General features: G+C 67.8%; 21 protein-coding genes and 1 tRNA gene. 6 read left to right on the forward strand and 16 right to left on the reverse strand.

Features of this window, described 5'->3' with window-relative positions:
• Positions 1 to 118 precede the first annotated feature (118 nt).
• The 7 genes from EJ105_RS24635 to EJ105_RS24665 all read right to left on the reverse strand — a co-directional run bounded on the left by EJ105_RS24635 (position 119) and on the right by EJ105_RS24665 (position 6,413).
• Positions 119 to 210, reverse strand: a tRNA-Ser gene (locus tag EJ105_RS24635).
• Between the two features lie 145 nt (positions 211 to 355).
• Positions 356 to 2,323, reverse strand: a complete 1,968-nt coding sequence (locus tag EJ105_RS24640) for a tetratricopeptide repeat protein (protein WP_250168407.1) — start codon at positions 2,321 to 2,323, stop codon at positions 356 to 358.
• Between the two features lie 57 nt (positions 2,324 to 2,380).
• Positions 2,381 to 3,094, reverse strand: a complete 714-nt coding sequence (locus EJ105_RS24645) for a glutathione binding-like protein (protein ID WP_024279463.1) — start codon at positions 3,092 to 3,094, stop codon at positions 2,381 to 2,383.
• A gap of 93 nt (positions 3,095 to 3,187) precedes the next feature.
• A complete protein-coding gene (locus EJ105_RS24650; protein WP_394042833.1) occupies positions 3,188 to 3,661 on the reverse strand; it encodes a GNAT family N-acetyltransferase in 474 nt (157 codons plus the stop codon).
• A complete protein-coding gene (locus EJ105_RS24655; RefSeq protein WP_250168409.1) occupies positions 3,658 to 5,190 on the reverse strand; it encodes an ArnT family glycosyltransferase in 1,533 nt (510 codons plus the stop codon). The genes EJ105_RS24650 and EJ105_RS24655 overlap by 4 nt, the downstream gene beginning before the upstream one ends.
• 104 nt (positions 5,191 to 5,294) lie before the next feature.
• Entirely contained in the window at positions 5,295 to 5,585 is a 291-nt protein-coding gene (locus EJ105_RS24660) for an acylphosphatase (RefSeq protein ID WP_250168410.1), read from the reverse strand.
• A 6-nt stretch (positions 5,586 to 5,591) separates the two neighbouring features.
• Positions 5,592 to 6,413 (reverse strand): cell envelope integrity EipB family protein, encoded by an 822-nt coding sequence (locus tag EJ105_RS24665; protein ID WP_051679189.1) that lies wholly within the window; start codon positions 6,411 to 6,413, stop codon positions 5,592 to 5,594.
• Between the two features lie 132 nt (positions 6,414 to 6,545).
• On the opposite strand from EJ105_RS24665, the gene EJ105_RS24670 reads away from it, so the two are divergent.
• From EJ105_RS24670 to EJ105_RS24685, 4 genes are all read left to right on the forward strand, one after another.
• Complete coding sequence (locus EJ105_RS24670; protein ID WP_029558132.1) at positions 6,546 to 7,010, forward strand: RidA family protein; 465 nt, start codon at positions 6,546 to 6,548, stop codon at positions 7,008 to 7,010.
• Positions 7,011 to 7,022: 12 nt separating this feature from the next.
• On the forward strand, positions 7,023 to 7,772 hold the full coding sequence (locus EJ105_RS24675; protein ID WP_250168411.1) for a glycerophosphodiester phosphodiesterase family protein: 750 nt from the start codon (positions 7,023 to 7,025) through the stop codon (positions 7,770 to 7,772).
• A 64-nt stretch (positions 7,773 to 7,836) separates the two neighbouring features.
• A complete protein-coding gene (locus EJ105_RS24680; RefSeq protein WP_250168412.1) occupies positions 7,837 to 9,009 on the forward strand; it encodes a GNAT family N-acetyltransferase in 1,173 nt (390 codons plus the stop codon).
• 116 nt (positions 9,010 to 9,125) lie between these two features.
• On the forward strand, positions 9,126 to 9,896 hold the full coding sequence (locus tag EJ105_RS24685) for a proteasome-type protease (RefSeq protein WP_024279471.1): 771 nt from the start codon (positions 9,126 to 9,128) through the stop codon (positions 9,894 to 9,896).
• Between the two features lie 76 nt (positions 9,897 to 9,972).
• Here EJ105_RS24685 and EJ105_RS24690 read toward each other — a convergent pair whose 3' ends face one another.
• The 5 genes from EJ105_RS24690 to EJ105_RS24710 form a co-directional block, all read right to left on the reverse strand.
• Complete coding sequence (locus tag EJ105_RS24690) at positions 9,973 to 10,431, reverse strand: peptidylprolyl isomerase (RefSeq protein WP_029558129.1); 459 nt, start codon at positions 10,429 to 10,431, stop codon at positions 9,973 to 9,975.
• 95 nt (positions 10,432 to 10,526) lie between these two features.
• Positions 10,527 to 11,087, reverse strand: coding sequence for a peptidylprolyl isomerase (locus tag EJ105_RS24695; RefSeq protein ID WP_250168413.1), 561 nt, complete (start codon positions 11,085 to 11,087; stop codon positions 10,527 to 10,529).
• A 70-nt stretch (positions 11,088 to 11,157) separates the two neighbouring features.
• Positions 11,158 to 11,667 carry a pantetheine-phosphate adenylyltransferase gene (coaD, locus tag EJ105_RS24700; RefSeq protein ID WP_250168414.1) on the reverse strand — a complete coding sequence of 170 codons (510 nt, stop codon included), beginning with the start codon at positions 11,665 to 11,667 and terminating at the stop codon, positions 11,158 to 11,160.
• A gap of 89 nt (positions 11,668 to 11,756) precedes the next feature.
• Positions 11,757 to 12,473, reverse strand: a complete 717-nt coding sequence (locus EJ105_RS24705; protein WP_024279475.1) for a metal-dependent hydrolase — start codon at positions 12,471 to 12,473, stop codon at positions 11,757 to 11,759.
• A gap of 114 nt (positions 12,474 to 12,587) precedes the next feature.
• Entirely contained in the window at positions 12,588 to 13,319 is a 732-nt protein-coding gene (locus tag EJ105_RS24710; RefSeq protein WP_250168415.1) for a cytochrome c biogenesis CcdA family protein, read from the reverse strand.
• Between the two features lie 182 nt (positions 13,320 to 13,501).
• On the opposite strand from EJ105_RS24710, the gene EJ105_RS24715 reads away from it, so the two are divergent.
• Positions 13,502 to 14,515 (forward strand): YcjF family protein, encoded by a 1,014-nt coding sequence (locus EJ105_RS24715; RefSeq protein WP_250168416.1) that lies wholly within the window; start codon positions 13,502 to 13,504, stop codon positions 14,513 to 14,515.
• On the opposite strand, the gene EJ105_RS24720 is transcribed toward EJ105_RS24715, so the two are convergent.
• The 4 genes from EJ105_RS24720 to EJ105_RS24735 form a co-directional block, all read right to left on the reverse strand.
• Positions 14,501 to 15,085 (reverse strand): hypothetical protein, encoded by a 585-nt coding sequence (locus EJ105_RS24720; protein WP_250168417.1) that lies wholly within the window; start codon positions 15,083 to 15,085, stop codon positions 14,501 to 14,503. The two genes, EJ105_RS24715 and EJ105_RS24720, sit on opposite strands and share 15 nt — an antisense overlap.
• Positions 15,082 to 16,254, reverse strand: coding sequence for a vWA domain-containing protein (locus tag EJ105_RS24725; protein ID WP_250168418.1), 1,173 nt, complete (start codon positions 16,252 to 16,254; stop codon positions 15,082 to 15,084). The genes EJ105_RS24720 and EJ105_RS24725 overlap by 4 nt, the downstream gene beginning before the upstream one ends.
• A 218-nt stretch (positions 16,255 to 16,472) precedes the next feature.
• Positions 16,473 to 17,624: a polysaccharide biosynthesis/export family protein gene (locus EJ105_RS24730; RefSeq protein WP_250168419.1), complete on the reverse strand. Its 1,152-nt coding sequence runs from the start codon at positions 17,622 to 17,624 to the stop codon at positions 16,473 to 16,475.
• A 317-nt stretch (positions 17,625 to 17,941) separates the two neighbouring features.
• A complete protein-coding gene (locus EJ105_RS24735) occupies positions 17,942 to 18,700 on the reverse strand; it encodes a metallophosphoesterase family protein (RefSeq protein ID WP_245272260.1) in 759 nt (252 codons plus the stop codon).
• Positions 18,701 to 18,870: 170 nt separating this feature from the next.
• Between EJ105_RS24735 and cbiB the strand changes: the two genes are divergently transcribed.
• Positions 18,871 to 19,836, forward strand: a complete 966-nt coding sequence (cbiB, locus tag EJ105_RS24740) for an adenosylcobinamide-phosphate synthase CbiB (protein WP_250168420.1) — start codon at positions 18,871 to 18,873, stop codon at positions 19,834 to 19,836.
• Position 19,837 lies beyond the last annotated feature (1 nt).

Raw genomic sequence — 19,837 nt, forward strand, 5'->3', positions numbered from 1 at the left:
AGCCCAGCGTGTCGAGGTCGCGGACGGCGAGGTTCGGATCATGGGATCGAAGACCCAGCTGCTTCAGGCGCTGGTGTCGGGCGGCGGCGTAAGCGCAGTGCCCACTCAGGGACTGAAGTGGCGGAGACGGAGGGATTCGAACCCTCGAGACCCTTTTGGGGGTCTGCTCATTTAGCAAACGAGTGCCTTCAGCCTCTCGGCCACGTCTCCAGCGCTCCCCTCCTATGCCGGACCGCTGCGACCTTTGCAAGGCGTGCCGGCTACCGGCATGTGAGCTTCTCCCCGTCAAACGTGCGGGGCTGCACCGGAACCCTCACGCCTTGGGCGGCCCGAAAGGGTGCAAGGGACGGGGGATTCACACCATGGCGCGAATCTCGGCCGCCAACGCGTCGAACACGCCTCCCCAATCTCCCGCTTTGGTCTGCCGGAACAGGCGCACGCTGGGAAAGAACACACTGCGTTCGCCGGAATATCCCCAACGCCAGTCGGGCACAGCCCGCAAAGCCGCAAATGCAGGGAAGGCCCGCGCACCGCAGAGATGGATCAGCGCCGTGTCGCTTGAGACGACCAGATCGAGGTGGTGGAGCACGCCGACCGTATCGAGGAAAATACCGTCCGCGTTGAAGCCGTTGCCGAGCTGGAAGATCGAGTCGGCAAACGGCACCTGCCGAAGCTGCTCGGTGCCCTCTCCATGCTGGAGGCTCACGAGTCGGACGCCCGGCAGTCTGGCCAGCGGCTCGAACTCCGCCAATGGAATGGAGCGGCCCACGTCGACAGCCCGTGACGGGTTGCCCTGCCAGTTGATGCCGATCGTAAACGTCCCCTCCTCCCGCACCCATCTCCACTTCGCGATGCGATCGGCCGGTGCCGTGAGATAAGGCGCCGCCGGCCATTTCGTGGGATCCGGCTGGAGCAGGAGCGGCAGACTGCCGGCTGGAATCCAGCGCACGCCCGGCTGTGTGGTGTCGATCTCCGAGAGGTTGCCCACCACGGTCACACGCGCGTCGAGGTTCCGCATCAGCGGCACCAGCCCGGGACGCGTCAGCAGCACCGTGCGGATGCCGCCGTCGGCCAGCAACCGCACCAGCCGGCCGAAAAGCAGCTCATCTCCGATGCCCTGTTCACCGACGACCACCAGCAGTTCCGGCCGCTCCTGCCCATCCCACCGGATGAAATCCAGCGGCCGGTAGGGCGGAGGCAGAAGGTGCTCGCGCGATTCGTAGGCGGCCCATCCCCGCTCCCAGCGCCCGCGCGCGAGTTCATCGGCCGCGGTCATGAAACGGCCGTTGGGCTCCTGGGGATCCAATTCAAGGGCTGCGTCCAGGGCCGGACGGATCTCCTCCGTCCGGCCAAGATCGGCGAACAGCCGGGCGCGCGTCACATGAGCCGGTGCAAGGCCGGGATCGATGGCGATGGCGCGCTCCACATCGGCCAGCGCACCGGCGAAATCTCCTTCCGCCCGGAGCACCTCGGCCCGGTGCCCACGGAAAAGAGCCGCCTCGGGCGATTGCGCGAGCGCGAGGTCGCATTGCGCGAGGGCGGCGGGAAACTCCTCCAGATGCCGCAGCACGAAAACGAGCACTTCGCGCGCCTTCATGTCCTTGGGGTCTCGCTCCAAGGCAGCGAGAAAGCAGTCGCGCGCCTCGCGCAGCTGCCCGCTGGCCATGAGGCTCCGGCCCTTGATGACGTAGCCCTCCCCTGCCCTTGGGGCGAGCCGGATCGCCTGCGTCGCGGCATTGGCCGCCTCGCTCTGGCGATCGAGTGCAAAGAGCGTCGACGCCTTGTCCGTCCAGAATCGCGCCTCGCCCGGACGCTGGGAGATGAGGATGTCGAGATCCTTCAGCGCGGCCTCCGCCCGGCCGAGCCGCTGCAAGGCAACCGAGCGGTTGGCCCGTGCCTCGACCGATTTTGCGTCGATCTCCAGAACCCGGTCATAGCGGGCCACCGCCTCTTCGAGGCGATCGAGCCGCGCCAGTGTGTTGGCCGCGAGATAGTGGGCCTCCGAGAGGCCCGGATCGAGTTCAGCCGATTTCTCGAACGCGCCGAGGGCGCGGTCCCACTTCTCCTCGGCCTGATAGACCGCGCCCATGATGAGCTGGGCGTGCGGGTTGGACTTGTGGCCGTCCCGCGCCTTGCGCGCGACCGCGTGGGCCTCCTTGGGCCGGCCGGACTGGAGAAGCGCCAGCGTGAGCAGGCGCGCGACCTCGAAGGAATTCGGCGCGTCGCGCAGGATCGCACGGTAGATGGGGATCGCCTGATCGAGGCGCCCCTCCCGATGCAACGCCCCAGCGTGCGCGAGGTCGGCCCGGAAATCCTTCTGCATCGCGCCCCCCAATGGCGTGTGTGGTACGTCCGCGAGGTCGCGCGATCCGGGCTGCCCTCAGGTGCGGGCGCGCTGGCCGAACAGGATGCTCTGGGCTTCCTTGTCCTTCGAGAGGTCGTGCTTGGCGCGCTCCTCCTGGTTCACCGCAAGGCCCCGCTGCACCGCGGGCCGGGCGAGCACGCGCTCCAGCCACGCCTTGAGGTGGGGAAATTCCTCGATGTGCTGGCCCTGCCGCTCCCACAGCTTGGCCCATCCGATGCAGGCGATGTCGGCGATGGAATAGTCGCCGGCGAGATACTCCCGGTCCTTCAGGCGCGTGTTCATGACGCCGTAGAGCCGGTGCACCTCGTTGGTATATCGCTCGACCGCGTAGGGAATCTTTTCCGGCGCGTAAATGCGGAAGTGGTGCGCCTGCCCGGCCATGGGGCCGAGGCCGCCCATCTGCCAGAACAGCCACTGCTCCACCTCGACCCGCTTGCGTTCGTCGGAGGGGTAGAACTGCCCGGTCTTGCGGCCGAGATACTGGAGAATGGCACCCGACTCGAACACCGAGATGGGCGCGCCGCCGGGGCCGTCGGGATCGACGATGGCGGGCATCTTGTTGTTCGGGGAGATGGCGAGGAAGTCGGGCTGGAACTGGTCGCCCTTGCCGATGTTCACGAGCTTCACCGTATAGGGAAGCCCGCACTCCTCAAGCATGATGCTGATTTTGTAGCCGTTAGGCGTCGGCCAGTAATAAAGCTCGATCGGCGAAGACTCGACTGCGGCCATCATGCCCTCCCTGCGGCCTGTGCCGCCGCTTCGGTAAGACGTAGACACCCCCCGGTGTCGGGGCAAGGGGGGACCACCGAAGGCGCCCGCCTCCTAGGCCAGAACGATCTTGAAGCCCTCGTGGGAGTTCGAAAAGCCGAGCCGGCGGTAGAATCGGTGCGCGTCGGTGCGCAGCTTGCTGGAGGTGAGCGCGAGCGTCGCCGCGCCTTCCGCAGCGGCCTTGTCGATGGCGAAGCGCACCATGGCCTCGCCGATGCGCCGGCCGCGCAGGCTTTCGTCCACCTGCACCGCCTCGATAAGCGCCCGCTTTGCTCCACGCCCCGGCAGGCTGGTCACGAACATCAGCTGGAACGTGCCCACGACACGCCCGTCCAGTTCTGCCGCGTAAAGGCGCGCCCGCGGATCGTCCGCGATGGCGGCAAAGGCGGCGCGATAGTGATCCAGCGCCTCCGGGGCGGTTGTGTCGCCGTGGCCGCCCAGCGTGTCGGAGGCGAATAGCGCCACCAGCGCGGGAAGGTCCTCGGTGCGGGCCTCGCGGATCTGGAGGCCGCCGGGCTCGGGCGTCACCGGCACAGCGGATCGTCCGGCGGGAGAATGGTCATCTGCCAGTCGCTCCAGCGGTGGGGATTCATCCACGGGGACCACCATTTCACCGACACTTCGATGGTATTTTGATCCGCCGGCGGCAGGAGCAGCTTGGGCAGGCCGTTGAAGATACCGGTGACGCGGGCGCAGCCGGTGGTGGGGCGGGACGGCGGCCGGTACTGGTTCTCGCGCACGATGACGACCCGCGCGCCGGGAATGGCCGCCCTGAGCCGGCCGGCGGACGTGCGGTCGTCGGCCACGAGGGTCGGCGCGTCGCCGAGCTTGTTCGCCACCGCCACCTGGAGCTTGTAGAGCGGCTCGGCCGCGATGCAGCGCCCGCACAGCCGCGGATCGGGCCACAGGGGCACCACCATCCGCGAGATCATGATGCCGCCGCTGACCACCGCCAGCAGGGTGAGATAGATCCACATCCGCGGACGCCAGCCGCCGAGCCGTTCCAGCTCGGCGAACAGATAGACCGGCAGCAGCAGCAGGAAGACGTGGAAATAGCGGTCGCGCAGGCTCGCGGTGCCCATGGCCAGCGTCGAGGCGAAAGTGACGACGATGCCAATGACGATGATGGACCGCAGCACGCGCCGTGCCGCGCCCCGCTCGGGGGCGTCGGGCGTGGCCCCATCGCCGCGATTGTAGGGAAGGAACACCAGCGCGACGACCAGCACCAAAGGCAGCACATAGCCGAACAGGGCACCGACCATGGTGGAGACCACCGCGTCCCATCCCGCGCCGGTGATGCCGATGGTCTGGGCCGTGGCCTCGGCCACGTTCTGGCCGTAGTGCCAGAGGGCAAAGCCGTAGATGCCGAGGGGCACCGCCGCCACCACGAACGTGACGAGAAGGCGGGGGTCGAGAATCACCTTCCGGTACGTCGGCTCCAGCAGGCAGGCCACCAGCAGCACGCCGATGAAGGCCACGAAGCCGAACTTGCCGAGCGTGCCGGCGGCAATCCACAGGCCGAGCCCGGCATAAAGGCCAAGGCTGCGATGGCGGCTCAAAGCCATCACCGTGAGGAAGGCGCCGGCGATGGCGACGATCATCACGTTGGAATGGGTCAGGATGCGATGGCTGTGATAGCCGAGCACCCAGATGAACGAGAGCGAGAAGGTGGCGAGCGCTTGCAGACGCGGATCGGCGATCATCCGCCGCGCCACCCGGTAGACCAGCATGGCGCAGGCGAACAGCAGCGTGTAGCGCAGCACCGCGAAGGACAGGGTGCCGACGCCGAGCACCCGCTGCAGGGCCCACAGGAGCCAGTCGAACAGCGGCGGGTTGCGCGGGACGTACGACAGCTGCAGCGACTGCACCATGTAGCTCTCGATGGCGTCGTCCGCGTTCACCGCGATCTCGAACACCACCGCGATGACCGCATGCAGCACCATCCAGAGGCCGACGATGAAGGCGACGCCTTCGGGCCGGGCCCAGAAGGGAACGGCCCCCTGCGCGCCAGCCGCTGCGGGCGCGGACGCATCCCTGTCGAGATAAGTGTCGGTCACGGGGCACTCCTCATCAGCGCCTCTATACCGGCGTGCCGCCTGCTGCGCCACCGCGTGGGGCGCGGGGCTGCGGCGGCCAGCGATGCCGGAACGGCCGGGGAAAACTAGAGGGTTTCGAGCACGATGAAGCGCTCGCGCCCGCCGGCGGCCAGCGCCGCCTCGGAGACCTCATGCACCAGCATTTCATCGACGCGGGCACCGGCCGGGCCGGCGCGACACGCCGCGAGCATGGCCTCGACCACGTCCGGCGGACCTGCGAAAACCGCCTCCACGGCACCGGAACGGCGGTTGCGCGCGAAGCCGAGGAGACCGCGCCCCTCCGCCTCCCGCGCGCACCAGGCGCGATAGCCGACCCCCTGCACCCGCCCGCGCAGCATCACATGGACATAGCGCATGGGCGCCTATTCCGTGCAGGCGCCGGGCGGGTTCAGCGCCTCGAACGAGGCCATGGCGCCGACCAGGGCGAAGCGGCCATAGTCGATCTTGAGGCTGCCGACGACGCCATTGTCATAGAGCGAGAAGCTCATGACATAAGCGGGCGTGCGATCCACGCCGCCCTCGTCGAAATAGCTGATGGTGACGGGATAGAAAGTGCGCCCGGCGAGCGTCGCCTTGGCGGGCGCCGCGAGGCGGGTCTCGTCGGTGCTGGGACGGCCGATGACGGCCAGCGTGTCGAACACCTTCTGCGGGTCGGTCGCGCCGTCATAGACCTTGGCCTGATAGACGCTTTCCCCGGCCGCGGCCGCGGCCAGCACCTTCTTCACGTGCTCGGTGGGCATCAGGATGTCGCCCTTGAGGGTGAAGGTGGCCGACTCGGGCTTGGTGACGACGACCCGCAGGGCCGGCGGCTCCTGCCGCTCGACATTGGCCTCAAGCTCCAGCCCGTCGTCGTCGCCGCCCTGGGTGGTCGCCAGGAAACGATAGGTCTTGCCGGTGCCGTCCTCCCAGGCCTTGGAGGTGACGGTCTGCCGCAGCGGTTCGCCACCGGTGGAGGCGGCGCTCTGCTGGCTGGTGACGGTGGTGTAGCCGGCGCAGGCGTCGCCGGTGATCTCGTAGCGAATCTCGCCGTTCATCTCCTCGAGCTGGCCCGAGGGCTTGGAGCCGTCGAGGGAGAGGCGGTAGGTCGCCTTGTGCGGCAGCAGGTTCACCGCGCCGGCGGGCAGCGCGGAGAAGCACCACAGGCCGGCCATCGTCGCCGCGGCGAGGCGCAAATGCTTGGTCATGTCTCAACTCCTTCCGGGCGTCCGGCGCGGACAACGCATGCGTGCCGCCCGCTTATCGCGTTGCTTGCGCCGGCGCGGCTCTTCGGCGAAGAGGATGGCTTAATTGCGCGCTGCATATGGCAGGAGGCCATCATGACTTCATCCGTCGAAAAGAAGCTCGCCGAACTCGGAATCACTTTGCCGAGCCCCAAGCCGCCCATCGCCAATTATGTGCCGGCGGTGCGCACCGGCAACCTGCTGTTCATTTCCGGGCAGGTTTCCATCGACGGTGAAGGCAAGATCGCCACCGGCAAGCTCGGCGCCGGCGTCAGCATCGAAGCCGGACAGGCTGCCGCGAAGCTCTGCGCCATCAACATCCTCGCCCAGGTGAAGGCCGCCATCGGCGACCTCGACAAGGTGGTGCGGATCGTGAAGCTCGTCGGCTTCGTCAATGCCACGGGCGACTTCACCGACCATCCCAAGGTCGTCAACGGCTGCTCGGACTTCTTCGTCGAGGCGCTGGGCGACAAGGGCCGACATGCGCGCTCGGCCGTGGGCGTCTCGGGCCTCCCCTTCGATGCCTCGGTGGAAGTCGAAGCCATCGTCGAGATCGCCTGAGCGGAGAGACCCATGGGAGACCTGAGCTGGATCACCGCCCGCCCGGTCGCCCATCGCGGCCTGCACGACAAGGCGCGCGGCATCATCGAGAACGCCCTGTCGGCCGCCGAGGCGGCGGCCGACGCGGGCTATCCCATTGAGCTGGATATCCAGATCAGCGCCGATGGCGAGGCCGTGGTGTTCCACGACTTCACCCTTGATCGCCTCACGGCGGCCAAGGGCGCGGTCTCGGCGCTCAGCGCTGCGGAACTGGGGCGCACGGCGCTGGCGGGCACGCCGGACACGATTCCCACGCTCGCCGACTTCCTCGCCCGCGTCGGCGGGCGGGTGCCACTCTTCATCGAGATCAAGAGCGCATTTTCCGGCGACACGCGGCTGGTGGCGCGGGCGGTGGAGGTGCTCAAGGGCTATGGCGGCAAGGTCGCGCTGATCTCCTTCGACCCGCAGATGCTGGCCGAGGCGAAGGCCCGGGCGCCGCACATTCCGCGCGGCATCATCGCCCAGGCCCGCTATGACGGCGCCCACTGGCCGGGCATGACGCCCGAGCGCGCGCGGATGCTGGCGGACATGGATCACCATGCCTCCAGCGGCTACGATTTCATCACCTATCACTTCACCGATCTGGAGCATCCGGCGCTGATCGCGGCCCGCGCGCGCGGCGTGCCCGTGACCGCCTGGACGGTTCGCAGCCCGAATGAGGCCGCCCGCGCGCTGGCAGGGGCCGACCAGATCGTCTTCGAGGGCTTCACGCCGCAGGGATAGGGGCGTAAATCTGCGGCGTCCTGTCGCGGTGGTCAGGCTCTGCCGCAATGCACACTTAAGCTCGATGCCCGACGCCCACATCCGCATCCTGCCCAACCTGTCCGAGATCAAGGCGGCCGAATGGGACGCCTGCGCGGCGGGTGGGGCGGCCCGCCCCGAACCGTTTGTGAGCCACGCTTTCCTCTCCGCTCTGGAGGAATCCGGCTGCGCCGCCGCGCGCACCGGCTGGCTGCCGCAGCACCTCGTGCTCGACGGGCCGGACGGCAAGGCCGCGGCGGTCTGCCCCGCCTATCTGAAGTCCCATTCGCGCGGCGAATACGTCTTCGATCAGGGCTGGGCCGACGCCTATATGCGGGCCGGCGGCGAATATTACCCCAAGGTGCAGGTGGCGGTGCCCTTCACCCCCGTCACCGGCCGGCGCCTCCTTCTGAAGGATCCCGACGATCCGGTGGGCCGGCTGGCGCTGGGCGCCGGCATCAAGCAGCTGGTGCGGCTGCGCGGCGCCTCCTCGGCCCATGTGACCTTTTCCACCGAGGAGGAATGGGAGGAGCTGGCATCCCTCGGCTTCCTCAAGCGCACCGACCGGCAGTTTCACTGGACCAATTCGGGCTACGCCACCTACGACGATTTCCTCGCCGAACTCGCCTCGCGCAAGCGCAAGGCGCTGAAGAAGGAGCGGCGGGAGGCCATCGCGGAGGGCATCTCCATCGAGTGGCTCACCGGCAAGACCCTGACGGAAGAGGCCTTCGACGCCTTCTTCATGTTCTATCTCGACACCGGCGGCCGCAAATGGGGCACGCCCTATCTCAACCGCCAGTTCTTCCAGCGCGCCGCCGAGCGGATGGCCGACCAGATCCTGCTGGTGATGGCGCGGCGGGACGGGCGCTACATCGCCGGCGCCCTGAACTTCATCGGCGCCGAGACGCTCTATGGCCGCTACTGGGGCGCGGTGGAGCACCACCCCTTCCTGCATTTCGAGGTCTGCTACCATCAGGCCATCGACTATGCGATCGCCACCGGCCTCAAGGTGGTGGAGGCCGGCGCGCAGGGCGAGCACAAGCTGGCGCGGGGCTATCTGCCCAAGGCCACCTATTCCGCTCACTACATCGTGCACCAGGGCCTCGCGGGGGCCGTCGCGCAGTATCTGGAGCGCGAGCGCACCCATGTGGAGGAGGATTCGGCCGTACTGACCGAGCTCGGCCCCTTCCGGCGGTGCTTGGAGGAAGAGCAGGACTGAAGGCCCAAGGCGGCCTCACGCTTCCGTTCCCCCTCTTTCCCACGCGACATCATCCGCCCGGTTGCCCGGCTCACGGGCGGGTCGCTATAGTCCCCCCGCCAATTTGGGGACAGGCGATGACGTATTGCTGTGGGGTTCTGGTCCGGGACGGTCTGGTGCTGATCGCCGACACGCGGACCAATGCGGGCCTCGACAACATTTCCACCTTCCGCAAGCTCCACATCTTCGAGGAGCCGGGCCATCACGTGCTGGGCCTTGCCACGGCTGGCAACCTGTCCGTCTCCCAGTCGGTCGTGAGCATGCTGCACGAGGGCGTGGAGGATCACGAAGTCGGGGAGCGCAGGCAGCTGCGCGACTGCCGGACCATGTTCCAGGCCGCCCAGCTCGTGGGCACCGCCATCCGCCAGGTCCACAAGGTCAACGGCGCCTTCATGGAGCAGTCGAACGTCAGCTTCGACGTGTCCTTCCTGCTCGGCGGCCAGATCGCCGGCGACAGCCTGCGGCTCTACATGGTCTATTCCGCCGGCAATTTCATCGAATGCACGCAGGACACCCCCTTCCTGCAGATCGGCGAGCACAAATACGGCAAGCCGGTGCTGGACCGCGCGGTGAACTACGACATGGAGATTTCCGAGGCGCTGAAATCGAGCCTCATCTCCATGGATTCCACCATGCGCTCCAACCTCGGGGTGGGCCTGCCCATCGACGTGATGGTGGTGACGCCGGATTCGCTCCGCTCCGAGCTGATCTATCGCATCGAGCCCGGCGAGCCCTATTTCCACGATCTGCGGGAGCGCTGGTCGGCCGCGCTGCGCTCGGCCCACGCCTCTATCCCCAAGCCCCCCTACCTCAAGAACGGCCGCCCGCGGGTGGTCAACGAGGCCTGAGGCAAGCTCAGGCCGAATGAAAAAGGGCGCCCCAGCGGGCGCCCTTCTCATTTTCAGCGGCCTTGATGGCCAAACTTCAGGCCGCCTTGGGGGCGAGCTTGGCGGTGACGATCTTGTCCGGATCCTTCACGGGCTCGCCGCGCTTGATCTGGTCGATGTTCTCCATGCCTTCGATCACCTCGCCCCACACCGTGTACTGGCGGTCGAGGAAGCGGGCGTCGGTGAAGCAGATGAAGAACTGGCTGTCGCCGGAATCGGGGTTCTGCGCGCGGGCCATGGAGCAGGTGCCGCGGACGTGGGGCTGGGCGTTGAACTCCGCCTTCAGCTTCTTGCCCGAGCCGCCCATGCCTGTGCCGGTCGGATCGCCGGTCTGGGCCATGAAGCCCTCGATCACGCGGTGGAACGGCACGCCGTTGTAGAAGCCCTGGGAGACCAGCTCCTTGATGCGGGCGACATGGCCGGGGGCCAGATCGGGGCGGAACGCAATGGTCACCGGGCCCTTGGTGGTTTCGAGGATCAGGACTTCATCGCTCATCAATCTCTTCCTTCACAGGCGGCGCACCGGGCGCCGGTCGGGGGAATCGTTTCCGCCGGCTGAGCCGATCGGAGGGGGTGTCTTCTGGCCGGTGCTCACTTGGCGTCGGCGGCGACCTGCATCTTCACGATCTTGTCGGGGTTGGACACCGAACCGCTGGAGCCGGAACCCTTCTTGATCTTGTCGATGAACTCCATGCCCGACACCACCTGGCCCACCACGGTGTATTGGCCGTTCAGGCTCGGGGTCTCGTCGAACATGATGAAGAACTGGGAATTGGCGCTGTTGGGCGAGGACGCGCGCGCCATGCCCACCACGCCGCGCTTGAACGGCACGTTGGAGAATTCCGCCGGCAGGTTCGGATACTTGGAGCCGCCGGTGCCGTTGCCATACTGGCCGTCGCCGGTCTGGGCCATGAAGCCGTCGATGACGCGGTGGAACGGCACGTTGTTGTAATAGCCCTCGCGGGTCAGCAGCTTGAGCCGCTCCACGTGCTGCGGGGCAAGATCGGGGCGCAGGGCAATGACGACGCGGCCATAGGGCGTGTCGAGATAGAGCGTGTTCTGCGGGTCCGGCTTAGTCTGGGCCGCCGCCGGCAGCGCGAAGGCGAGCACGACGAACGCTGCGGCGAGGAAGCGGCCGAAAAGGCGCGTCATAAGGGTCTCTCCCGGAAAGCCCCGGCCTCGGGGCGGTTTGGCCGCATGGACGCGGCGGCAAATGAGGGCGCTATCGCTTGAACTTGGCATCGAGCCGCGCCAGCACCTGCGGCGGCACGAAGGCGGAGACGTCCCCGCCCATGGACGCGATCTGCCGCACGAGAGTGGCGGTGATGGGGCGCACGCGGGGCGAGGCGGGCAGGAAAACCGTCTGGATGCCCGGCGCCAGCGTGCCGTTCATGCCGGCCATCTGCATCTCGTAGTCGAGGTCCGTGCCGTCGCGCAGGCCGCGGATGAGCAGCGTGGCGCCGAGCCGCTGGGCGGTCGTGATGATGAGATTGTCGAAGGTGACTGCCTCGAGCGTCGCGTTCTCCTCCGCCGCCACCGGCCCGCACACCTCGCGGAGCATGGCGAGCCGCTCTTCGGCGGCGAACAGCGGCGCCTTGCCGGGATGGATGCCCACCGCCAGCACCAGCCGGTCGGCAAGGCGGCAGGCGGAGCGCACCACGTCCAGATGGCCGTTGGTGAGCGGATCGAAGGAGCCGCCATAGATGGCGGTGCGCAGGGTATGTTCGCTCATGCGGCCTGTCTTCAGCCTGTTCTGATCCCGCAAGGCCTAGCCTTGCGGGCGCCGGGACGCAATGGGGGGCGGGAAAGCCCCCTCCCCGCTCAGACCTCGAACGAGCCGCCGCTCTCCGGCACCACCACCTTCACGGGGTGGCCCTTCAGCGCCTCGACGAAGGCGGAGGCATCGGGCACCAGGATGGGGAAGGTGCCGTAGTGGATCGGCACCACGATCTCCACGCCCGGCAGGAAGCGCTTCACCGCCAGCGCGGCGACCTCCGGCCCCATGGTGAAGCGGTCGCCGATGGGGATGAACACCACCTTCGGCGCGTGGATCTCGCACAGTAGGGCCATGTCGGAGAAGATGTCCGTGTCCGCCATGTGCCACACGGTCGGCTCGCCCGGCGCCTTGATGATGAGGCCGGTGGGGTTGCCGAGATACTCGGAGGGCGCCGCCGGGCCGCCGGAGGAATGGTCGGCGCGCACCATGGTCACGCTGAAGCCGCCGAGGTCGAGCTTGCCGCCGGTGTTCATCATCTGCGGCGCATTACCGGCGCCCTTGGCCGAGAGGTAGGCGCACAGCTCGGGATTGGCCACCACCGGCAGGGTCCGGCTGGCGTCGGCGGCGTCCTCCACCAGCGAGAGCGTGTCGCCGATATGGTCGCCGTGGCCGTGGGTGAGCAGGATGTGCGTCACCCCGCGCGAGGCATCCTCCACGGTGGAGCGGAAGCTGGGGTTGCCGGTGAAGAAGGGATCGATGAGGACGGCCTTGTCGGCGAAATCAAGCCGGAAGGCGGCGTGGCCGTACCAGGTGATCTTCATGGGATTGCCTCTGGTGGCTTCATGCGTGCGCGGGATGGTCCGGCATGGCGCCGGCGCGCGAGGAAGGGTTCGGGGCGCGGAGTATCCCGGAAGCCCCGCGAACGCGCAATCTCCTCAGCCGATGGTGGACAGCGAGGGGAAGGTCTCGATCAGCCAGTAGCTCGCATGGGCGATCCAGCCGGACATGAAGGCGATGCCGGTGAGGACAAGCAGCGCGCCCATGGCCTTCTCCACCATCGGGAGCATCTTGCGCATGTGGACGAGGCCGCGCAGGAACGGCCGCACGGCGAACGCCGCCGCGAGAAAGGGCACGCCCAGCCCCAGGGAGTAGATGGCCAAAAGGCCCGCCCCCTTCGAGACGGTGGCCTCCGACCCCGCCACGGCGAGGATGGCGCCCAGCACCGGGCCGAGGCACGGCGTCCAGCCGAAGGCGAAGGCGAGGCCCATCACGAAGGCGCCCCACAGCCCCGTCGGCGCATGCACATGCGCCCGCGCCGTGCGGTGCAGCAGGTGAATGCGGAACACGCCGAGGAAGTTCAGCCCCATAATGATGATGGCGATGCCGGCGATGATGGACAGCACATCGAGATGGGCGCGCAGAAGGTCGCCGATGGCCGAGGCCCCCGCCCCCAGCGCCACGAACACCACGCTGAAGCCCGAGACGAACAGCGCCGCGCCGACCAGCGCCCGCCGCTCCACCTCCTTCACCGGCTCCGCGCCGGCAAGGTCCTCCAGCGTGCTGCCGCCGAGAAAGCACAAATAGGGCGGCACCAGAGGCAGGACGCAGGGGGAGACGAAGCTCGCAAGGCCGGCGAGGAAGGCGGCAGGCAGGGTCACGTCGGCCATTCTTGGGTCGCGGCTCTCTTCTGGTGGATGGGAACGCCCCTATTTGCGCTCCTATTGAAGCCCCGCGTCGGCCGGGGCAAGCCACACATCGCCGCGCTCGCCGGCTTGTGAGCGGCGGCCATACCCCCTGCCGTGCGTCCCCGGCCCTTGCGGGCGCCGCAATTCGGGGACATCTCAAGGGAATGAGCGACGAGCGCACTTCCCCCCGGCGACCGCAGGTGTTCCGCCTTGACGAGGCGAACATCACCCTGGCCCCGCCCGAGATGGCGGAGGTGGAAGCCGCCCTGCCCGTTCCTGTGCCGGTGAAGCCGAAGCGCGGCTGGGGCCTGTCCCTTGCCGGGCTGTTCTGGTCGGCCCTCGGCGGCGTGCTGAGCCTTGCCGCCTATGTGGGGCTGAGCAAGCTGGTCGAAGACCTTTATGCCCGCGCCCCGTGGCTCGGCTGGGTGGGCATCGGCGTCACCGCCCTCCTGCTCATCGCCGCCGTGCTGATCGTGGCCCGCGAGGTGGCGGGGCTCTCGCGGCTGGCCCGCCTCGACGACATCCGCGACCGCGCCGAGCGCGCCCTGGCCGAAGACGACCGGCCGCTCGCCGAAGGCGTGGTGAAGGACGTGCTCAAGCTCTCCTCTCACGCGCCCACCCTCGCCCGTGCGCGCATGGATCTGGAAGGGCATCTCTCCGGCATCATCGACGGCGCCGATCTCGTGCGCCTCGCCGAGCGCACGCTGCTGCCGTCGCTGGATTCGCAGGCGCGGCAGATGGTGTCGGACGCCGCCCGCAACGTCTCCGTCGTCACCGCCGTATCGCCGCGCGCGGTGGTGGACCTCGCCTTCGTGCTCTACAGCGCCGTGACGCTGATGCGCCGGCTCGCCTATCTCTACGGCGGGCGTCCCGGCACGCTCGGCACGTTCCGCCTCGTGCGCCATGTGCTCGGGCACCTTGCCGTGACCGGCGGCATGGCGGCGGGGGACACGCTGGTGCAGCAGCTCGTCGGTCAGGGCCTTGCCGCGCGCCTCTCCGCCCGGCTGGGCGAGGGCGTGGTCAACGGCCTGCTCACGGCCCGGCTCGGCCTTGCCGCCATCGCCGTGACGCGGCCGCTGCCCTTCACCGCTTTGCCCGCCCCGCGCCTCGCGGACGTGGCCACGGGGCTGATGCGCAAGGCGGAGGAGGAGGAAGCGGTCGTCTCACGCCGGCAATAGGTGTCGCGGCAGCGCCTCGGGTGTGTAGGTGACGGGCCGGTTGCGCCAGATCATCTCGGCGGTGGGCCACACCACGAAAGCCCCCAGCGCACCCAGGAACAGAGCGAAGGCCCATTCCTGCTGCAGGATGGCGAAGCCGAAGACCGCAAGGAGGCCGGCGAGCGCGGCAAGGCCGGCCGCAACCATCATCCAGAAGCGCAGCGGCGCATATCCGCCGCGGCAGCGGGGCGTCGCGGCCGAGGCGGACAGCGCCCGGTGCAGGGCCCGGACGAACGCCGCATAATCCTCCCGCTGGTCGCGCACGCCGGTGAGGGAGATGCGCGAGGCGGAGCCCGCCTTCAGACGCGTGCCATCGCGCCCGGCGATCTCCATCTCGAAGCTCGGCGCGGCGAACTTGGCCGGCAGGAAGCGCAATTGCACCGAGGTGATGTCCGCCAGCCTGAGCCGGCCCTCGCGCGGGCCGATGCTCCAGAGCAGCGCCTCCGGCACCAGTTCCAGCCGCACGCCCGCGCCGCCGAGGCGGGGCAGATGCGCATAGACGATCGTTCCAGCGGGATATGTGGCCGTCACGTCAGCTCCCGCATGGCTGTGTCGATGCCGTGCACGGTGAGGGGGAACATGCGGCCTTCGAGGATGTGGCGCACGAGGCGGATGGATTCCGTATAGCCCCAATGAGGCTCCGGGACGGGGTTCAGCCACACGGCCTTGGGATAGGTGGTGAGCAGGCGTTCCAGCCACAGCTTCCCCGGCTCGGCATTGTTGTGCTCCACCGAGCCGTTGGCGAACGTGATCTCGTAGGGGCTCATGGAGGCATCGCCCACGAAGATCAGCTTGTAGTCGTGGCCGTAGGTGTGGAGCACGTCGAACAGGGGGATGCGCTCGGAGGCGCGGCGGGCATTGGATCTCCACACGCTCTCATAGACGCAGTTGTGGAAATAGAAGTGCTCCAGGTGTTTGAACTCCATGCGCGCGGCGGAGAACAGCTCCTCCACCTGCTCCACATGCCAGTCCATGGAGCCGCCCACGTCGAGGAACAGCAGCACCTTCACCGCATTGCGCCGCTCCGGCCGCAGCTTCACGTCGAGATAGCCCTGGCGGGCGGTCTCGCGGATGGTGCCGTCGAGGTCCAGTTCGTCGGGGGCGCCGATGCGGGCGAACTTGCGCAGGCGGCGCAGGGCCACCTTGATGTTGCGGGTGCCGAGTTCGACCCCGTCGTCGAGATCCTTGAACTCGCGCTTGTCCCACACCTTCACCGCGCGGAAGTTGCGATTGCCGTCCTGGCCGATGCGCACGCCCTCGGGATTGTAGCCATAGGCGCCGAAGGGCGAGGTGCCGGCGGTGCCGATCCACTTGGAGCCGCCCTGATGGCGCCCCTTCTGCTCCTCGAGCCGCTTCTTGAGCGTCTCCATCAGCTTGTCGAGGCCGCCCATGGCCTCGATCTGCGCCTTCTCCTCGTCGGTGAGGTGCTTCTCGACGAGCTTGCGCAGCCACTCCTCGGGGATGGACTGCCCCTCTTCGCCCAGCGCCTGCTCAAGCCCCTTGAAGCAGCGGCCGAACACCTGGTCGAAACGGTCGAGGTGGCGCTCGTCCTTCACGAGGCTCGCGCGGGCGAGATAGTAGAAGGCGTCCACCTGCCGGCCGGCCACGTCGCGGTCCATGGCCTCCATGAGGGTGAGATATTCCCGCACCGAGACCGGCACGCCTGCGGCCTTGAGCGCCTCGAAGAAGGCAATGAACATCGCGCCCTGACCCTTCCAACGCGGTATGTCGCGGAGCCGTTTCGCCCACCGGGAACGGATCATAGCGCGCCCGCTCACCGCCACGCAAAATCGCCGGCCGAGCGCCTCCCGCCAAGTGACACCGCCAAAAATCACACTGAAAAAGAAAATGCCCCGGCACCGGCCGGGGCATTTTCTTGTCTGGAGAGGTGCCGCCGCCCTTGTGGCGGCGGAAATCCTCAGTTCAGGCCGTAAAGGTTGTTGTTGGTGCTGGACATGCTTTCCACGGTCAGCGCGCCGAGGAGCACGAGGTTCAGCAACTTGGTGAGTTCCACCGAACCGGCGTTGCCGATGTAAAGGACGTCCTTGTCCCGCATGGGCACCTTGGTGGAGAGCAGGTAGCCCGTCGGCTCGCGGAAGTTCACCTGGTAGATGGTGGCGATCCGCTTCTCGGGGAGGTTCGAGACATCCACACCCATCCGCTCCAGCGTGGTGCGGTTCTCGATGCGGAACAGGAAGGCCGACTGCGGGTCCGCCTGCGCATCCACGAGGCCCGACGCCTTGGCCACCGCCTCGCTGAGGCTGATGGCGTCGTTGTCGAAGTTGAACTGCCCCTGCTTGCCGGTCGCGCCGAAGGCCAGGAAGGTCCGTGGGCGGCTGAAGATGTAGATGGTGTCTTCGGGCTGCAGATAGACGTTGTTCGCGGGCTCGCGCACCAGCCGGTTGAAGCTGATGGTCGCCTCGCGGCCGCCGCGCTGCAGGGTCACGAACAGGTCGTAGCCCTTGCTGGAGGTGGCGCCGCCGCGGCTCACGGCGTCAAGCACGCGCTCACCCGTGGGGGTGAGGGGGAAGCGCACCGGCGCGCTCACTTCACCGATGACCGTCACCGAATTGGAGCGCTGGGACTTCACCGAGACCACCGCCTGGGGCTCGATGGCGCGATTGCGCAGGCGATCGACGATTTCCTTCTCCACCTGCGCGGGCTGCAGGCCGGCCGCCCTCACCTGCCCGGCATAGGGCACGGAGATGTTGCCGTTGACGTCCACCGTCTGGGTGGGGATGTCGACGAAATTACCGGCGCGCGAGGCCGCCTCGGCAGGGATGAAGAGGCCGCCCGAGGAGGCTTCGAAGATCGACACGCCGATGATGTCGCCGACGCCGATCTTGATGTCCGGCACCGGACGGCGATCGTTGCGGAACGTGCCGATCAGGCCCTGGGAGTCCATCGTCGAGAGCACGCTGACCACCTGGGCGGTCAGCGGCACGAGCTTGTAGCTCAGGCCGTCCGTGTCCTGCGCCGAGGGGTTGGTCACCTCGACCGAATAGGGCCCGGATGCGGGAAGGAGATTGCAGCCGGCCAATGCGACGGACACGGCGACCGATACGGCCATCCCCGTCACGCGACGGAACCGTCCAAGCCAATTTTCGGTGGCAAAAAGCACTGCCAGAACCCCCGTGGGATGCGTGCTTCTACCTAACACGAGGGGGCAGGAGAGCATATTGCAGGGCAGCACGGAAATGGCTCAACGACGCCGCTTCCACCGCCTCTGTGGCTCATCGGCCACATGAAAAACCGTACTTAGGTAGGGCTGGATCGAGGGGAAAAGGTTAATGCTGCCAATGGGCTGCTAGTCTCGCTTTTTGCAAGCGGCGACGCAGCCGCGACTCAACACGCACGCACGCTTGCAATGCAGCGCCACCGTCGCGCTCAGGTTGCGATGAGGAAGCGGTCCGCGCCCTCAAGCACCAGGCAGGTCAGATGGCCGGTGGCATAGGCGCCGGTGTCGATGTTGATCCGGTTGCTCAGAACTTCCGGGTCCTTCATGGGCGTGTGCCCGTGAACGATGCAGTGGCCGAACCAGTCCGGATGATCCAGGAACTCCCGCCGGATCCACATCATGTCCTCGCGGCTCTGCTCTTCCAGCGGGATGCCCGGGCGCAGGCCGGCGTGGACGAACGCGTAGTCGCCGCAGACGAAATAACTGGTGAGCTGGCGCAGGAACGAGATGTGCTCGGCGGGCACGGCGGCGCGCCACTCGTTCCAGAGCCGGGCCTCGTCCGCACCGGCGGCGGGACGCACATAGGAGAAGACGGTCTCAAGCCCGCCCATGCGCAGCCAGCGCGAGAAGGACTCCTGCGACAGCAGGGATTCGAGCATCACCGCTTCATGGTTGCCGGAGATGCAGATGGCCTTGTGGTCCTTCTGCCGCTGCATCAAGGCATCCAGCACGCCGGACGATTGCGCGCCACGGTCCACATAGTCGCCGAGATAGACCTCGACGCAGTCCGGGCCGGGGTGAGCGGCCATGTCCTCGTCGATAGCGGCCTGGAGCGCGGTGAGCAGGTCGAGACGGCCGTGGACATCGCCGACGGCATAGATGCGCATATGGTCCGGGACGAGCGGAATGGCCGGGTCGCGATAGTGTTCTGTCACGGTGCTGTTCGGGCGGATCTTCAGCATCGTCATGTCCGCAACATCCCTGCTGGTGTCAATGCCCCCGCACGAACCACTGGCAAGCCCCTAATATAACGCACAAGTTCGATTCTGGCGATCTTTTAGTTGCAGCGCAACAACAACAAGACACACAGACGTGAAGCCGTGCAATAATTTACCGCAGTGCGGTAGCGGGGGAGAGAATGACGTTCGAGCTTGCGGCACTGGCGGTCCTTTTCGAGGCCCTGCTGGGGTATCCGGCCGGACTCGTGCGGCGGATCGGCCATCCCGTGATCTGGATCGGCCGCCTCATCCTTGCACTGGATCACCGGCTCAACCGGCCGGGATTCGCCCCCGGCCGGCGGCGCCTGATGGGTGTCGTTACGGTAGCACTGGTGCTCGCGGCGGCCGCCCTCCCGGCCCTCGCGCTGGAGGTGGCTCTGCGTGCCCTCCCCTTCGGGCTGCTCATCCTTGGGCTGGCAGGGTCCAGCCTCATCGCGCAGCGCTCCCTGCACTGGCATGTGGCGCGGGTTGCCGACGCACTGGAGACCGGCAGCCTTGATGCCGCACGCGAAGCCGTCGGCCATATCGTGGGCCGCGATCCGCAGACGCTGGACGCCTCGGGCGTCGCCCGCGCCGCCATCGAGAGCCTTGCGGAGAATTTCTCCGACGGCGTGGTGGCCCCGACCCTCTGGCTGAGCGTGGCAGGCCTTGCAGGGGGCGCCGCCTACAAGGCGCTCAACACAGCCGACAGCATGATCGGGCATCTCACCGAGCGTCATGCGGCCTTCGGCTGGGCGGCCGCGCGGGCGGACGATTACGTGAACCTGCCGGCCTCGCGCCTTGCGGGAATGCTCATCATCGCCGGCGCGGCACTGACGCCCGGCGCCCATCCCCGCCATTCCTATCGGGCCATGCTGCGCGACGCCCCGCGCCACCGCTCCCCCAACGCCGGCTGGCCGGAGGCGGCCATGGCCGGCGCGCTCGGGCTGCGACTGAACGGCCCGAAGGTCTATGCCGGCGTGCTCACGCAGGACGCTTACATGGGCGACGGCCGGCGCGAGGCGACAGCGCAAGACGTGCGCATGGCGCTGAAGGTCTACCGTCGCGCGGACGCCCTGATGATCCTGCTGGTGCTGGCCGGCGCGGGCGTGACCCTACTGGTTTGAG

This window comes from Xanthobacter aminoxidans (assembly GCF_023571765.1).
Taxonomy (GTDB): domain Bacteria; phylum Pseudomonadota; class Alphaproteobacteria; order Rhizobiales; family Xanthobacteraceae; genus Xanthobacter; species Xanthobacter aminoxidans.

Coding starts and splice junctions, on each gene's coding strand:
- EJ105_RS24640 (WP_250168407.1), bottom strand. CDS start 2,323: ATGCAGAAGGATTTCCGGGCCGACCTCGCGCACGCTGGGGCGTTGCAT.
- EJ105_RS24690 (WP_029558129.1), bottom strand. CDS start 10,431: ATGAGCGATGAAGTCCTGATCCTCGAAACCACCAAGGGCCCGGTGACC.
- EJ105_RS24670 (WP_029558132.1), top strand. CDS start 6,546: ATGACTTCATCCGTCGAAAAGAAGCTCGCCGAACTCGGAATCACTTTG.
- EJ105_RS24675 (WP_250168411.1), top strand. CDS start 7,023: ATGGGAGACCTGAGCTGGATCACCGCCCGCCCGGTCGCCCATCGCGGC.
- EJ105_RS24705 (WP_024279475.1), bottom strand. CDS start 12,473: ATGAAGATCACCTGGTACGGCCACGCCGCCTTCCGGCTTGATTTCGCC.
- coaD (WP_250168414.1), bottom strand. CDS start 11,667: ATGAGCGAACATACCCTGCGCACCGCCATCTATGGCGGCTCCTTCGAT.
- EJ105_RS24695 (WP_250168413.1), bottom strand. CDS start 11,087: ATGACGCGCCTTTTCGGCCGCTTCCTCGCCGCAGCGTTCGTCGTGCTC.
- EJ105_RS24735 (WP_245272260.1), bottom strand. CDS start 18,700: ATGACGATGCTGAAGATCCGCCCGAACAGCACCGTGACAGAACACTAT.
- EJ105_RS24725 (WP_250168418.1), bottom strand. CDS start 16,254: ATGTTCATTGCCTTCTTCGAGGCGCTCAAGGCCGCAGGCGTGCCGGTC.
- EJ105_RS24665 (WP_051679189.1), bottom strand. CDS start 6,413: ATGACCAAGCATTTGCGCCTCGCCGCGGCGACGATGGCCGGCCTGTGG.
- EJ105_RS24710 (WP_250168415.1), bottom strand. CDS start 13,319: ATGGCCGACGTGACCCTGCCTGCCGCCTTCCTCGCCGGCCTTGCGAGC.
- cbiB (WP_250168420.1), top strand. CDS start 18,871: ATGACGTTCGAGCTTGCGGCACTGGCGGTCCTTTTCGAGGCCCTGCTG.
- EJ105_RS24730 (WP_250168419.1), bottom strand. CDS start 17,624: ATGGCCGTATCGGTCGCCGTGTCCGTCGCATTGGCCGGCTGCAATCTC.
- EJ105_RS24645 (WP_024279463.1), bottom strand. CDS start 3,094: ATGGCCGCAGTCGAGTCTTCGCCGATCGAGCTTTATTACTGGCCGACG.
- EJ105_RS24660 (WP_250168410.1), bottom strand. CDS start 5,585: ATGCGCTATGTCCATGTGATGCTGCGCGGGCGGGTGCAGGGGGTCGGC.
- EJ105_RS24685 (WP_024279471.1), top strand. CDS start 9,126: ATGACGTATTGCTGTGGGGTTCTGGTCCGGGACGGTCTGGTGCTGATC.
- EJ105_RS24715 (WP_250168416.1), top strand. CDS start 13,502: ATGAGCGACGAGCGCACTTCCCCCCGGCGACCGCAGGTGTTCCGCCTT.
- EJ105_RS24680 (WP_250168412.1), top strand. CDS start 7,837: ATGCCCGACGCCCACATCCGCATCCTGCCCAACCTGTCCGAGATCAAG.